The organism is Oceanicella sp. SM1341 (assembly GCF_003448965.1).
GTDB lineage: Bacteria > Pseudomonadota > Alphaproteobacteria > Rhodobacterales > Rhodobacteraceae > Paroceanicella.
In genome coordinates this window covers 1-14,592 of the sequence record NZ_QRGC01000034.1, presented here as the reverse complement: position 1 = coordinate 14,592, position 14,592 = coordinate 1, and the positions used below count along the sequence as shown (strand labels likewise).

Below are 14,592 nucleotides of genomic sequence, written 5' to 3'. Positions count from 1 at the left end.
GTCCGCTGCTTGCGCGAGGTAGGCGGCGCTTACACTACGCAAGGGCATCGCGAATATGCTCCAGGGCCTTCCGGATATAGTCCGGGCACATATCCTCCTCGACGTACGGCGCTAGCGCCTGCGCAAAGCGTCCCTTTCCGATCCGTTCGATGCTTTTGATCAACCTCTCCTCATCGAGCGTATCGGTGTCGTCGACCCAGCCCTGAAGCAGGTCGCGGGACGCCTGGTTGATTGACAGTTCCTCCTCGATTACCTTCTTCATCGCGTCCGCGAGGCCGCCACAGAACAGCTCCGGCTCTAACGTGTTGCCGTTCACGAAATAGCCGAGCGGCTCCGCGCGGGCGATCATGGCATCGGCGTCGAGCGGCGTGTAGTCCACCCCGCTCTCGACCAGGCTCAGCACCTTGATGAGACGGCTACGCACCAGCGGCGGCTTCGTGCCGTTCGGATCGCGATCCGTCAGGATGACATGAGGAATGTTCAGGCCTTGCGGACCAAGCAGTTTGACATAGGGCGTGAAATTGGTGCCGCTCACCGAGCAGACCGTGATGCCCAGCATGTCGAGCGGGATGTCCAGCGCCTCGGCGAATGCGGGGATGAGAAACCGCTCGGCATCGCCCTCAACGAGGATGACACCTCGCGCAAAGAAGATCTCGCCGCGGCTGACATCGATGTAACGCTGGAGGTCGGCCTCATCGCGCTCCGTCAGTGGAGCCTTCGCTGTCGAGACGGCGGTCGTCGCATCCTCGCCGGCGTCGTGGCGGAGCAGGACGATCGAGCGGATCGGTGTGACGCTGGCGATATGCGGCGAGTGCGTCGTGAGGATGGTCGTAAGAGGCGGAGCATCTTCTTGGTCATCTGCAGCGCCGCCGAGGAAATACCGATAGACCAGCCGCTGGACATGTGGATGAAGATGCGCCTCAGGCTCTTCGACCACGAAGAAGGTGTGGTCACGCTCGCCGTCAGTCACCAAACGATCCAACTCGAGGCTCTTCAACGCCAGGAAGATCAGGTTGGCGGTGCCGAGGCTGGCATCGCCAATACCGCGCGCACCATTGTCGATCAGCAGGCGCAGGCTACGCAGTAGCGCATCGACCCGCGTCGGAGCTAGGCCTAGCGTGAGCGGAACGGCATGCTGCTCACCCGCAATAGCGATCAGGCGGCCGCTGATCCGCTGCGCGGTAGCAACCACCTCGATATGACCGGCAAGCTCGGCTTGGGCCTCGTTTACTTGTTCCTGGATCTCATCACGAGCGTCTTCGTCAAGCGAAGTGGCCAACTGTTCGATCAACGGCCTCAGCGGCGAGTTTCGCCAGCTCGACAGGTCCTTCTCGGCGTCGCGCAGCGCCACCTGAACGTCGAGCGGAAGCATCCGGCGCACGGATGACCCGATTGCCATATCGGGATCGTTGCCGCCAAAAATAACGTACTCATAGTCGGCCAGACTTTCGGGATCACGCCCGAGATCAGCCTTGGGCTGGAAGCGGTACGTGAGGCGTGCGACCATGGGCGGGCCTGGGTCCACCACGCAATCGTTGAGGTGCGCCATCAGGCGCGGGTCGCCAGTGAAATCCGTCAGATCGACAGAGATTTCGATCGTCTCGCCGAGCTTGTCCTGGTCCAGGCCGTCCCAGAAATGTTCGAGCCCGAGCTGACGATCACGCTCCGACAGCCCGGGATCGAGGATCAGTTGCAGGGCGCGGATGAAGTTACTCTTGCCGACCTTGTTCTCACCGACGATGACGATGCTCTCGCCCGTCTCGACATCGAGGTCGGAAAAATTTGCAAAGTTGGTTATTCTTACTCGCGAAATCCGCATTTGTAGAAATTTTCCACGATATAGGCGTCGAGCAAAAGCTCAACACTTACGTTTAAGTCTCTTGGTCTGCAAAAACAGCCTCTACGGGCTTTCATTTGCGCTACTCCACCACAGAGCGTGTACTCACCATCTATCAAGAAAGCTAGCTGCGGTTTTGTGAACGCCCGCCTTTCCGACTTGACGCAACTAGAATACCGCATATCATCCGACAGCTCTCCGCCTTCTTTGTAGGCCAGGCCGGCTCTTGCGGATGAGGCTCGTGAAATATCCACATCTGCAGTGCCCCCTGGGGGCCGTTGCGCGCACAGCCAAAATAGGTTTACCGCCCATGCCGACGGGGCTCCAACTGGAGGGGGCGGCACTGCCGTCACTTCATGCCGCAATTCTGGCTCAGGTCGGCTCCTCCCTCAAATACCGCTCAGCTGGGCAATGCCACGGGAGCAACCTGTGGTAATCTGCCAGTGGCAATTTCATTGCGATCCTCTCGAACACCCAGCTGAGGTAGGCGAACGGCTCAACGCCGTTCAGCTTGCAGGTCCCGATCAGACTTGACAGAATTGCCCAGATTTCTCCACCAAGTTTTGACCCCGCGAACAGAGAATTCTTCCGGATCAACGCCAAAGGTCGGATCACGTTTTCGACAGGGTTATTGTCCATCTCTACACGGCCGTCGGTTAGAAAAACCTTCAGGCCTTCGCGAAGTTTCATTGTGTAATTGATGGCATCGCCCAGTGCTGATTTCATCAGGATATGAGCACCAATCGCTTCAATCTCTTGAAATAGGGCAACGACGATCGGTTCGCTCAGGCGAGCCCGTTCGGTCTGCCGTACAATTGTCGGCTGCCCCTTCAGAGCTCTTTCAATCTCAGCAAGTTTGTCAATCGTATGGACTACCTTGAGGGCTTCTTTAGATTTTGTAGCGTTCCAAGAATCGAAGAACTTGCGGCGGACATGCGCCCAGCAATAAGTAAGATTTATTGGGGCGCCAATCCGGTCAAGAGCAGTGAGGCGGTTGTAACCCGCATATCCGTCGACTTGCAGCGTTCCGGCGAAACCACCGAGAAATTTCTCGGCATGAATGCCTTCTCGCGACAAGGCGAAATTAAAAGCGACTGCCGGAGGCTGATTTCCCTTCCAGCGTCGATCATCGCGGCACATTGCCCACATGTATGCTGTTTTGGTTTTGCGCCGCTCTTAAACCTGTAGCGGGGCAGTGGTTTCATCCATGAACAATTTTCCAGATGCTTGAAGATCGGAAATCAACGCCTCGTAGAGCGGCTTCAAATAATTACCAGCGCGCTTGGCCAGTCGCCAGATCGTAGCTCGGTTTAACTTCAAGCCACTACGCCCGAAAATCTGTTGCATGCGGTGATGAGGCAAGAAATCTGCGAATTTTGATATCACCGCCATGAGTGACATCGTATCGTCGTAGCGAGAATAATCGAAAACCCGCTCAGGCGCTTTGGCCTGCACGAACCGGTTGCACTTTCGGCAGCAGTATTTCGGGAAGCGCTCCTCAATGACGTAGACCTCAGCGGGCCGATAGGCGAGCTTCTCGACAAATTTCTCTCCCACCAGAGCGGGGCGGCATCCGCAAGAACAGAATTGTCCCAATTCCGGCTCAAGGTCGATGACCTCGCGCCGAAGGTGCTGTGGAAACGTCAGTTTTTGGCGCCCGAGCAAACCTCGTGGCTTTTTCGCGACAGAAGGTTGTGTCGTCGGCGACGCACTCGAGGTGTCACCCTGCTCATCTGCGGGCCTTGGTCCCGCGGGAGCGCGTTCTTCTTCATCCCCGCTTTCCGGCACTGATTGGGGGCACTTTTCTGATTTCTGGCCAAACGTCATCCGAGTGAGTTTTTCGATCCGCTCGTCCTTCCGCTTGATTTCGGCGCGCAAGGTCTTGATCTGCGCCGATGCAGTGGAAAGCCGTGCCTGAAGAACAACCACCTCCCCATCGCGTGCCAAATCATCAGCGGCAATCGCGCTGGCCGTTTGTCTAACAAAACTGTCCTGATGACCTGCCAGCTGATCGCAGGCCCGTTGAATCGAGTCCATCCCGTCTGTCGTCCCGATCGGTCCGCGGCCAAGACTGCGGTATACACGTGGGCATGCCAAACCAACACGCTGCCGCACATGGCTGCGCTGCTTGACTTTCGATGATTTCTGAGGGATAGATGAGATGTCGCGCCGAGCGATTTTCCGAGGCCCTTGGGATTGCAGTCCCGGGGCCTCAACTCTTCCAGAGCCCGTTAATTCTAGCTCATGTGCCGTCTCCGCCGTTAGCAGGGTAGCGGTCCGGGAAAAGAGTTTCCGGGCGAGTAGCCAAAGCCTGCGCCAAGATCAGTTCGATGCGCGCGGACCTGCTTTTTCCAAGTGAAACCGCGCTGACGGAAGAAACGCTAACCTCCGCGCGTCTCGCGATCTCAGCGAAGGTCAGACCGCGCAGGGAAAGCTCGTATCGGATTCGAGCATGCCTTTCTCTATCGATAGCCAAATCCAATGGGTCGCCTTTCACCTTCGCGAATCACTTTAAGAAGGAAATGACGCACTGAAGAGTGAAGATCAACGATCAAGTTGATATAAGAAGTTGACGGCTATTTGTGAAACGCCGCTACCGGTCGAATAATCAAAATTTTTCGCAAGGGCAATGGTAAGTTTTTCGCAAGTCGTCATCTCAGCTATGAAGCGTTAGCAATATGCGTTTCGCGCGGAGGCCGGCTTATTTTTCGCAAGGCCTTAATTCGTTTTTTCGCAAGTCTTGCGGACGCCTGCTTGGCGTCAATTTTTTCTGCACCTTTTTTGACGTTCCAGGCCTGTAGCCAATTCAGCGTCGGCAGTTTCAAGGTCTTGGCTCGACTTGATCAGGCAAGGTGTATCTGTTCCTCGCGGCCAGGAGGCGCTAGACCTGAACTCAACTCGCGCGATGAGAACGCGGGTGACTTGGCGAAGGGCAGAACACGATGGCTATCAAGAAGAGCGATATCTACAGATCCCTGTGGGACAGCTGTGACCAGCTGCGGGGTGGCATGGATGCTTCCCTTTACAAGGACTACATCCTCACGCTTCTGTTCGTGAAGTACGTCTCTGACCGCGTGGGCAAGCCCGACGCGTTGATCGAGGTCCCCGAGGGCTGCTCTTTCGAGGACCTCAAGAAGCTCCGCGGCACCAAGGGCATTGGCGAAGGTATCGACACGGCCATCGCGGGAATTGCCGAAGGCAACGACCTCAAGAACGTCATCGACCGTGCCTACTTTAACGATTCCGAAAAGTTCGGCCGTGGCGCCAAGATGGTCACGACGCTGACCGCGCTCATCAACATCTTCAGCCGGGAAGAGCTGAATTTCAGCCGCAACCGGGCCGATGGCGACGACATCCTGGGTGACGCCTATGAATATCTGATGCGCAACTTCGCGACCGAGTCCGGCAAGAGCAAGGGCCAGTTCTACACCCCCGCCGAGGTCTCGCGCGTCGTCGCTGCTGTCGCGGGCGTGAACCGCGCCTCGAGCCCGAAGCAGACCGTTTATGACCCCACCTGTGGCTCCGGATCGCTGCTCTTGAAGGCCGCTGACGCCGCCGACGTCGCGCTCACCATCTATGGGCAGGAATTCGACATCACCACCCGCGGCCTGGCCAAGATGAACATGATCATGCATGGACGCGAGGATGCAGATGTCGCCCAGGGCGATGTCATCGCCGAGCCCCAGTTCAAGGCGTCTGAGACCGAACTTCTCACCTTCGACTTCGTCGTCGCCAACCCGCCGTTCTCGGCCAAGGCCTGGGGCTCTGGCCTGACCAGCGAAACCCGTTTTGGCCGCTTTGACCTCGGTATGCCGCCCGACAAGAACGGCGACTTCGCCTTCCTGCTGCACATCTTGGGTTCGATGAAGGCCACCGGCTCCGGCGCAGTCATCCTGCCCCATGGCGTGCTCTTCCGCGGCAACAAGGAAGCCGAGCTGCGCGAAAAGATCCTCAAGCGCGGCTACATTAAGGCGATCATCGGCCTGCCCGCGAACCTCTTCTACGGCACCGGCATCCCCGCCTCGATCATCGTGCTCGACAAATCCCAGGCCAAGGCCGAGCGCCCCGTCTTCATGATCGACGCCTCGCGCGGCTTCATCAAGGACGGCAACAAGAACCGCCTGCGCGAGCGGGACATCCACAAGATCACCGACGCTTACACCCGCCAGGCCGAGATCGCGGGCTACTCCCGCCTCGTTCCCTATGCCGAGATCACGCGCAACGACTTCAACCTCAACATCCCGCGCTACATCGACGGCTCCGACCCCGAGGACCTGCAGGACATCGAGGCGCACCTGAAGGGCGGCGTGCCCAACCGCGATATCGACGGGCTGGCCGAGTTCTGGGAGGTCATGCCCGGCATCCGCGCCACGCTCTTCGGGCCGAACCCGCGCCCGGGCTATTCGGACCCTCTGGTCGAGCCGGAGGAGGTGCGCAGCACCATCCGCAACCACGCCGAGTTCACCGCCTTCCAGACCCGTGTCCATGGAATCCTCGACGGCTGGGCCGGGGCGAACGCGCCGCGCATGGATGGCATCCAGGTGGGCGACAAGCCCAAGGAGCTGATCCACGCCATCGCCGAGGACATGCTGACCCGCTTTGCAGAGGCGCCGCTGATCGACCGCTACGAGGCGTATCAGCGGCTCATGTCCTACTGGGCCGAGACCATGCAGGACGATGTCTTCATCATCGCCCATGACGGCTGGGGAGCGGCCAGGGAACTGCGCGAGGCCCGCAAGGAGACCGACGACAAGGGCAAGGTCAAATGGCTGGAAGAGGCCGACCTGACCGTGAACAAGGTGCGCCTTGTGGCCGATGTCATCCCGCCCCGGCTGATCGTCGCGCGCTTCTTCCCTGAATTGCAGCAGGCCGTCGATGACGCGCAGGCTAGGGCCGAGGAGTTGGGTCGCGAGATCGAGGAACTGGTCGAGGAACACGGGGCCGAGGGCGGCCTGCTGGCCGATGCGCTGACCGAGGCAGGCAAGCTGACCGCCGCATCCGTGAAGGCGCGCACCAAGGACAAGGCCGTTGAGCTGGACGAGGCGAAGCTGCTGAAACAGGTGGCCAAGCTGATGACGGCCGGGACGGCGGCGAAGAAGGCGGTCAAGGAAGCCGAGGAGACGCTGACCGAGGCCACGCTGGCGAAATACCCCGAGCTGACCGAGGAAGAGATCCGCTCCCTGGTCGTGGATGACAAATGGCTGACCGACATCGCCGATATTATCGAGGCCGAAATCGAGGCGCGGACCGAGCAGATGACGGCCCGAGTGCGGGTGCTGACGGAGCGGTATGGGCATCCGTTGCCAGAGGTCTCTGCTGAGATGAATACGCTATCGCAGCGCGTTGACGAGCACCTCAAAGCCATGGGGTTCGTAGCGTGACGGACACGAAATTGCCCGAGGGATGGATTGAACTCCCGATTGAAAAACTGGCTCGGATAACCACCGGATCTTGCGATACTAAGGATCGCGAAGCCAACGGAGAATATCCTTTCTTCGTCCGTTCGCAGACCATCGAGCGTATCAACTCGATAGGTTTCGATGGTGAAGGCGTTCTGACGGCTGGGGATGGCGTCGGAACCGGAAAGATATTCCATTACATCAACGGCAAATGTGACTTCCACCAGCGCGTATACCTGATGCACGCCTTCAGCCCGGAGATAACGGGCCGATATTTCTATTACTACTTCAGTTCGTTCTTCTACGACCGCATCATGTCGATGACAGCGAAGTCATCGGTGGATTCAGTTCGTCGCGAAATGATCGCCGACATGATGGTCCGTCTGCCCATGGACCCGAAAGAGCAGGACCGGATTGTCGAGGCGCTTTCGGATGCGGATGCGCTGATCGAGGGACTGGAGCGGCTGATCGCCAAGAAGCGGCTCATCAAGCAGGGCGCGATGCAGGACCTCCTGACCGCCAAGCGCCGCCTTCCAGGGTTCTCGGGGGAGTGGGTGGCCCGCACGTTGCCGGAACTTGCCGAAATCCGCTCCGGAGGAACCCCAAGCACTTCCGCACCCGAGATGTGGGATGGTGACATTGCTTGGTGTACACCGACGGATATTACCTCCTTGAAGGGTACACGATTCCTTTCCCAGACTTCGCGCTACATTACAGACTTGGGCCTTCGGAAATCAGCGGCGGAGCTTTTGCCGGAGGGCACCATCGTGATGACCAGCCGAGCGACGATTGGTGAATGTGCTATCGCCACCGTGCCGATTTCGACCAATCAGGGATTCAAGAACTTCATCGCACGACCGGATACGGATAGAGACTTCCTATTCTACTTGCTCAGCTTTCAGAAGGCCGGGTTCATTGAGCTCTGTTCCGGCAGTACCTTCCTTGAAATCGGAATGGGACAGCTGCGCAAATATCAAGTCATGACGCCCGAAGGCCCGAGCGAGCAGAAAGCAATCGCTCAGGTCCTGAACGACATGGACGCGGAAATCCACGCTCTCGACACCCGCCTCGCAAAAGCGCGGCAGGTGAAGGAGGGCATGATGCAGAACCTTTTGACCGGACGGATCAGGCTGGTCTGACGACGTTTTTCAACGAGTGACTTCCAGAACGGAGTGCCCCATGAGCAAGATCGGCGAGGCGGAACGCAAGGCCCAGAACCGGGTCATCGACCTGCTCTGCGGGGACAAATCCGGCACTCCCGGGGGCCTCGGCTGGCGTTACCTCGGCGACTGGCAAAAGCGCGAGGGCAACGCCAATATCGAGCCCTCCCTGCTCCGCCCTTGGCTGGAGGCGCGCGGCTATGCGCCCGAGGTCATCACCCAGGCCATCACCCGCCTTGAACGCGAGGCGCGGATGGAGGGCACCAAGCTTTACGAGGCCAACCAGAGCTTTTACGACATGCTCCGCTACGGCGTGGCCATCGCCCCCGGCCCGGGCGAGGCCCCCGTCACCGTGCGCTTCGTCGATTGGGCCGATACGGGCGCCAATGACCTTGGCGTGGCCGAAGAGGTCTCGGTCAAGGGCCGCGACGCCAAGGCCTGGAACAAGCGGCCCGACCTGGTGCTCTATGTCAACGGGATCGCGCTTGGCGTGGTAGAGCTGAAGAAATCCACCGTGGGCGTAGGCGAAGGCATCCGCCAGACACTCGACAACCAGCGGCCGGAGTTCATCCAGCACTTCTTCACCACGGTGCAGATCACCTTTGCGGGCAATGACAGCGAGGGGCTGCGATACGCCCCGATCAAGACGCCGCAGCCCTATTGGCTGGCCTGGAAGGAAGAGAGCGAGATCTCGGCCCGGCTCGACCGCGATGTTACCCAGATGATGGCACCGGCGCGGTTCCTCGAGCTGATCCACGACTTCACCCTGTTCGACGCAGGCATCAAGAAGATCGCCCGCCCCAATCAGTATTTCGCCGTGAAGGCGGCGCAGGAACGCGTCGGCGCGCGGGAGGGCGGCATCATCTGGCAGACCCAGGGGTCGGGCAAGAGCCTGATCATGGTTATGCTGGCCCGGTGGATCCGGGAGGCGTTCCCGGACGGCCGCATCCTGGTGGTCACCGACCGCAAGGAGCTGGACAGCCAGATCGAGGACGTTTTCGGCAATACCGGCGACAAGGTGCGGCGCGCGCGATCAGGCAACGACCTGATGGCCGCACTCGCCGATCCCACGGATCGGATCATCTGCTCCCTCGTCCACAAGTTCGGAAAGAAGGAAGAGGGCGAGCTGGAAAGCCTGATCTCTGATATCCAGAACGCCAACATCGGTGCGCCCAAGGGCGAGTTCTTCGTCTTTATCGACGAGGCACACCGCACCCAGTCCGGCAAGCTGGCCAAGGCGATGCGCAAGGTACTGCCCAAGGCCATGTTCATCGGCTTTACCGGCACGCCCCTGCTACGGTCCGACAAGGGGACGTCGCTCGAAACCTTCGGCCCCTACATCGGCAAGCCTTACCGATTTGATGAGGCCGTCGAGGACGGCGTGGTGCTGGACCTGCGCTACGAAGCCCGAGACATCGACCAGAGGATCAGCGCGCCGGACAAAATCGACGCCTGGTTCGAGGCCAAGACGAAGGGTCTGACCCCGATCGCGAAGGCGACGCTCAAGCAACGATGGGGTACGCTTCAACGTGTGCTTTCGAGCCGTGACCGGCTGGAGCAGATCGCCAATGATATCATCCTGGACATGGAGATGAAGCCGCGTCTGAACGCGGGCATGGGGAACGCCATCCTCGTGGCAGGCTCCATCCCCGAGGCATGCGAGCTCTTCGAGATATTCCGGAAGTCCGGGTCAATCCTGGCCGACAAGTGCGCGATCGTGACCTCATACAAGCGCGCTGCTCCGGAAATCACTGCTGAAGAATCCGGCATGGGCGAGACCGAGAAGCAGCGCGTCCACCGGGTCTACACCGATCTCCTCGGCGATACGTCGGAGGAAGAGTACGAGGAGGAGGCGCTGCGGCTGTTCAAGAAAGAGCCGGGGCGGATGAAGCTGCTGATCGTGGTGAGCCGGCTGTTGACCGGCTTCGATGCGCCCACGGCGACCTATATCTACATCGACAAGCAGATGCGGGATCATGGGCTGTTTCAGGCGATCTGCCGAGTGAACCGCCTGGACGGCGACGATAAGGATTTCGGCTATATCGTCGACTACAAGGATCTGTTCCGGAACATCGAGAGCGCGGTGGATGACTATACGTCCGAGGCGTTCGATGCCTTCGATAAGGAGGATGTCGAGGGCCTGATCACGGATCGTGCCGAGCAGGCTGACACAGATCTGCGGACGGCGCGCGATGCCTGGCTGGGGCTTCTCGATGCGGTCGAGCAGCCCAAGGGCGATGATGAGCTCTTCGCGTATTTCTCCAGCCCCGAAGGCATCGAAAGCGATCCGGACGCGGAAGAGAAAGCTCGCCGCCGCCAAGCACTCTACAAGTTGGCGGGGCGCTATGCGCGTGCCTACACGAACGTCGCCGCCGAGCCGGACGGATCGGACTTCAACGAGCTGGAGCTGGCGGAAATGCGCAAGGAGGTCGAACATGCCATCGGCGTCCGCGATGCCGTGCGGCTCCACAGCGGCGATGCCGTTGACATGAAGCTCTACGAGCCGGCCATGCGCCACCTGATCGACAATTATATCAGGGCCGATGACTCTCAGGTCATCTCTCACCTGGATGACATCAGCCTGATTGACCTAGTCGAGAGCAAAGGCGCCGAAGCCGAGGATGATCTTCCGGCGCCCTCCAAGCGCAAGCGTGAGAATGTTGCCGAGGCGATCGAGAACAACGTCAGGAAGCTGATCATCGACGAAACACCGGTGAACCCAAAGTTCTACGAGAAGATGTCGGAGCTGTTGACTGACCTGGTGGCGCAGCGCCGGAGCGGCGCGATCGAGTACGCCGAGTATTTGGAGAAGATCGCGGAGCTGGTACGGGCCGCGAAATCCGGGCATGGCAACACCTATCCTGAGAGCATGAAGTCGCCCGGGCAGAAGGCGTTGTTCGACAACCTGGGACAAGATGAGGCCCTAGCGCGCCGAATCGATGAGGCTGTACGGGCGACTGCCCCCCACGGGTGGCGCGGACATACGATGAAAGAAAAGAAAGTCAGACGCTGCCTGGAAGCGGAGATTTCGGATCCCGACACTGTGGATACGCTACTGCATATACTGAAGAACCATGGTGAATACTGAACACCACATCATCGGAGGGACGCTGGTCGAGGTCCGCTGGAAGGCGATCAAGAACCTCCATGTCGGTGTCTATCCGCCTGACGGCCAGGTCAGAGTTGCCGCCCCGCTGAGCGTCAGTCTCGATGCCGTCAAGCTGGCTGTACTCACGAGAATGGATTGGGTTCGTCGCAAACAGGCCCGTTTCCTAGCTCAGGAGCGCCAGACGCAACGGCAGTACGTCTCCGGCGAGACACACTTCGTTTTCGGCCGGCCTCTTCGGCTGGATGTGATCCACTGGGATAAGAAGGTCCACCGGATCGAACTCATCGGCAGTGACCGGCTCCGCTATTCGGTGCCGGCAGACACAACGCCCGCAGTACGCAGGTGTTGGCTGGAGAACTGGTACAAGGCTCGCCTAAGAGAGCACGTCGCCCCACGGCTAGAGCATTGGTCATCGCACTTAGGCGTTGCCACCGAAACCTGGGGCATCCGGCCAATGAAAACGAAATGGGGCAGCTGCAACCCGGACAAGAAAATCGTCTGGCTTAATCTCGAGCTCGCCAAGAAACCCGCTCGGGCGATTGAGTACGTACTGCTGCATGAGCTCGCCCACCTGATATCGCCGCGCCATGATGAGCGTTTCATCAAGGTCCTTGACGACAATATGCCGAAGTGGCGCAGCATACGCGACGAGCTCAATCAGTATCCGCTTGCCGCTTGGGAAGATCTGCAGACTTTGGCTCGGTGACGTCGTCGCTCGGCCTGTCGGTTGCGCGCGATTTTTCCAGGGCCTGCCGCCGCAGCTCCATTCCCCGTTCCACAAATCGCCGAACACGTTCCGGATCTGGTTCGACATCTCGTATCGAAGAGCGGTAGGCGATGGTGACATGGATGGCGCCATCGATGCATGCGCCGATACCAACCACGACGAAGATGATCTCGAATTCAGTCACGAAGCCGCCTCCCTTGTGTGATGAGCGCGTGAAATCAGTTCAATGCAACGTGGGGTGACATTCGAGATCGGCTGCCCTCTGCAGCACCCGTGCTGCAGTTCTCAGACTCGGTTGGCTTGTCTGGCCCGCACGCTTGAAAGCTTCGACTGCGGCGTCCAGCGCCACGTCGCTGGTCCCCTGCCTGCGCCCTTCGCGCCAGATGAACATGACCAGTTCCTCAGTCGTTAACGCTCGTAGGGATATGGGTGGGCATCTGCTCAGAAGCGGCTCGGGCAACATGTGGTAGTTGTTGGATGTCAGGACCCAGATGACCCAGCTCATGTCGAACTTGACCTGGTAGAATGGGCAACTCCAGCTTCTTGCGGTCAAGGGCTCCAGCAGGGGTAGCAGCGCCTCCGACAGTCCGAACGCTCTGCCCGACATGGACATTGCAGTCCCCGACTTTTCGACCTCATCCACGACCATGACCGGATTGGCGACATGTTCCATAAGAATCGTGGAAATGAGACGCCCTGGGCCGGCGCTTCCCCATCCGCGCTGAGACCCGACGACACCGAATGAGGCATTTTCATTCGTTGCCTCGATAACGGTCGTGGGTACGGTCAAGAGGCGACCAAGGCGCCGCGCCCAAAAGCTCTTGCCGATCCCGGGAGGGCCATCGAGCAGGATGGGCGGCAGGCGAAGACCGCTGGAGCCTTCTCTCACCGACCTGCGCATGGCCTTCCAGACCTGTTCGGTCGCGGGCCCCATCCAGGGCATTTCATCGTGAAGGGCCGCCGCGATTTCGTCCGCTTGGTGTTCGGTCTTCACCGCCGCAAGCCGAACGCCGCCTGCACAGGCGGTCAATCTCTCCCGTTCATCCCTTTGCAAATGGCCCATCCCTGACGCTTCCTGGCGGCGTGCGATAAGCTTTTTGACACGCTTTTGAATCCTGCTCCTGTCGAGATGGGTTATCCTCACCTCATGCAGTTCCTGATTGTCGTCTCCAAGCAGTTCGACTTCATGCGCCGGCTGGCCGACCGGGCCACTTCGCAGTAGCCGTAGGTGCTTGATAAAGCGCTTTTCGAGGTAGTCCGCGGTCTGCTCGACGGGAAAGATCTTGCACTGAATGAATGGGATCGTCGCCATCTCACTCGACCTCCGCGGTTGTTTTACTGAAAATGGAGGGGTGGTGATAGGCGGCCGAGACGACGCGGCGCCAATCGATCCCTTCAAAGAGAGCTTCAAACTGGGCCTTCGTCAGGGTCATCGTCCCGTCGGAAAGTTTGGGCCAAACGAAGCCCGCGCCTTCGATACGCTTGTAGATCAGCACGAGGCCGGTGCCGTCCCACATCAGGACCTTGATCTTGTCACGACCCTTCGAGCGGAAGACGAAGAATGCACCGGAGAAGGGATCGAGTTCGAAATTGGTCATGACGTAATTGGCCAAGCCATCCATCCCCTTCCGGAAGTCGACAGGTTGAGTGGCCAGATAGATACGATAGCTGCTGGACGGCGCGATCACTGACACTGCCCCGCAACACGGATCAGCTTCAGAAGGTCTGCTTCGTCGATGGACAAAGGAAATTGTAGGCAGATCCCGCCCACGTACAGATGAGCAGAGCCGGCTGAGCCATTACCTGCAGCGGTCGTTTGGGGCGCCGCCGGCGCGACAGCCGGTTCGACTGATATCTGCGCGAAGGCTGGCCCATCGACGGAGATCTGTTCGCCTCGCTCTCGCCGATCAGCGACCCACCACTTTCTCACTAGGCATTCGTGGGCATCCAGCTCGGCGGCGACATCTCCAGGTGACATGCCATCTTCCCGAAGGCGCCTTGTCGCCTCGCGTTTGAGTTCGCTCGGCCAAATCCTTTTGCCCGACGGGGAGGTCCGGATCTTGAACCCCCAGACTTCACTTTCCGCCATAGTCGCCTCCGATCGTAGTTCGGATGCAGACTAGCGGACGAGAAGTGGTCAGGTTTAGAGGGTAAACAAGGGGTCAAATGCAACGCTTACCACCGGATGGCTCGGCCAATGGCAGCATGCGGGGCGGGACCATGCTTGTCGGGCGCGCCCGACGCAGAAGCGCCGCCCTTTTGGGGCGGCGCTTTCTGTATTTCTGGTTGCGGGGGCAGGATTTGAACCTGCGGCCTTCAGGTTATGAGCCTGACGAGCTACCGGGCTGCTCCACCCCGCG

Annotated in this window: 9 protein-coding genes, 1 tRNA gene and 2 pseudogenes; 4 read left to right on the top strand and 8 right to left on the bottom strand. The window is 59.5% G+C overall.

All coding sequences use genetic code 11. The annotated features are described in order from the left end of the window. Positions 1–34: 34 nt before the first annotated feature. The 4 genes and pseudogenes from D3P35_RS22490 to D3P35_RS22475 form a co-directional block, all read right to left on the bottom strand. Complete coding sequence (locus tag D3P35_RS22490) at positions 35–1,819, bottom strand: ATP-dependent endonuclease (RefSeq protein WP_118138150.1); 1,785 nt, start codon at positions 1,817–1,819, stop codon at positions 35–37. 390 nt (positions 1,820–2,209) lie between these two features. Further along, positions 2,210–3,229, bottom strand: a pseudogene (locus D3P35_RS27045) (IS66 family transposase). A gap of 231 nt (positions 3,230–3,460) precedes the next feature. After that, positions 3,461–3,874, bottom strand: a pseudogene (locus D3P35_RS27040) (hypothetical protein); the annotation flags it as partial. A gap of 205 nt (positions 3,875–4,079) precedes the next feature. After that, positions 4,080–4,334, bottom strand: coding sequence for a helix-turn-helix domain-containing protein (locus D3P35_RS22475; protein WP_232830600.1), 255 nt, complete (start codon positions 4,332–4,334; stop codon positions 4,080–4,082). 445 nt (positions 4,335–4,779) lie between these two features. Between D3P35_RS22475 and D3P35_RS22470 the strand changes: the two genes are divergently transcribed. The 4 genes from D3P35_RS22470 to D3P35_RS22455 are packed head-to-tail and all read left to right on the top strand — an operon-like array spanning position 4,780 to position 12,211. Continuing rightward, a complete protein-coding gene (locus tag D3P35_RS22470; RefSeq protein WP_118138144.1) occupies positions 4,780–7,218 on the top strand; it encodes a class I SAM-dependent DNA methyltransferase in 2,439 nt (812 codons plus the stop codon). Then, positions 7,215–8,375 (top strand): restriction endonuclease subunit S, encoded by a 1,161-nt coding sequence (locus tag D3P35_RS22465; protein ID WP_118138142.1) that lies wholly within the window; start codon positions 7,215–7,217, stop codon positions 8,373–8,375. The genes D3P35_RS22470 and D3P35_RS22465 overlap by 4 nt, the downstream gene beginning before the upstream one ends. Before the next feature lie 40 nt (positions 8,376–8,415). After that, the gene (locus D3P35_RS22460) at positions 8,416–11,484 is read left to right on the top strand and encodes a type I restriction endonuclease subunit R (RefSeq protein ID WP_118138140.1); all 3,069 of its coding nucleotides are present in this window, start codon (positions 8,416–8,418) and stop codon (positions 11,482–11,484) included. Then, positions 11,471–12,211, top strand: coding sequence for a M48 family metallopeptidase (locus tag D3P35_RS22455; RefSeq protein WP_118138138.1), 741 nt, complete (start codon positions 11,471–11,473; stop codon positions 12,209–12,211). The genes D3P35_RS22460 and D3P35_RS22455 overlap by 14 nt, the downstream gene beginning before the upstream one ends. Here the strand turns inward: D3P35_RS22455 and D3P35_RS26335 are convergent. The 4 genes from D3P35_RS26335 to D3P35_RS22440 form a co-directional block, all read right to left on the bottom strand. Beyond that, entirely contained in the window at positions 12,159–12,416 is a 258-nt protein-coding gene (locus D3P35_RS26335) for a hypothetical protein (protein ID WP_157982269.1), read from the bottom strand. The genes D3P35_RS22455 and D3P35_RS26335 overlap by 53 nt on opposite strands. Positions 12,417–12,455: 39 nt before the next feature. Next, on the bottom strand, positions 12,456–13,544 hold the full coding sequence (locus D3P35_RS22450) for an AAA family ATPase (RefSeq protein ID WP_118138136.1): 1,089 nt from the start codon (positions 13,542–13,544) through the stop codon (positions 12,456–12,458). Between the two features lies 1 nt (position 13,545). Continuing rightward, positions 13,546–13,920: an IS66 family insertion sequence element accessory protein TnpB gene (tnpB, locus tag D3P35_RS22445; RefSeq protein WP_198670759.1), complete on the bottom strand. Its 375-nt coding sequence runs from the start codon at positions 13,918–13,920 to the stop codon at positions 13,546–13,548. Between the two features lie 595 nt (positions 13,921–14,515). Further along, a tRNA-Met gene (locus D3P35_RS22440) sits at positions 14,516–14,592 on the bottom strand.